Origin of the sequence: Lactobacillus sp. MRS-253-APC-2B, assembly GCF_012843675.1 — a bacterium.
Lineage (GTDB): Bacteria > Bacillota > Bacilli > Lactobacillales > Lactobacillaceae > Limosilactobacillus > Limosilactobacillus pulli.
In genome coordinates this window covers 1-511 of record NZ_JABAFO010000054.1, presented here as the reverse complement: position 1 = coordinate 511, position 511 = coordinate 1, and the positions used below count along the sequence as shown (strand labels likewise).

The window sequence follows — 511 nt, the reverse complement described above, 5'->3', positions numbered from 1 at the left end:
CAAGACGGATTGCCAAAGCCACAAAACAGAAAGCCTTGCTTAAAGCATATCCATCACCAACTGAGCGAAAAGTTCGTGATGAATTGGTCGCCAATAAAGCCGATTGGCAGTACCAGTATTCAGCACACTTGTTGCAACTTGCTATTACTGATCTTGCTAATGCTTGGAGCAATTTCTTTAATAAAGCCCAGCCAGATTGGGGCAAACCTAAATTCAAGTCAAAGAAAGCACCTAGGCAAGGCTTTAAAAGTGATCAGAGCAAGATTAAAGATGGAATTCTTTATTTGGAACGGGCAAGAGAAAGTACCATTCCAAAAGATCAATGGCGGGGCTTTAAGTTAAATGAAGAACCCCTGTCTGAGGAATTTGGCGTTGTCAGCTACTTTAAAGAAAAAGGTCGTTATTACGCTGCTATTCCGTATAAGATCAAGGCTGAGAATATTAAGACTTTGGATAAAACAGGCAAGGCAACGGCGGTTGACGTCAATGTTGGTCACTTTGACTACACGGA

The 511-nt window shown here is 41.7% G+C and carries 1 pseudogene; it reads left to right on the top strand.

Annotation, left to right across the window (positions count from 1 at the left end):
* Positions 1-511 (top strand): annotated as a pseudogene (locus HF864_RS09400) (RNA-guided endonuclease TnpB family protein); the annotation flags it as partial.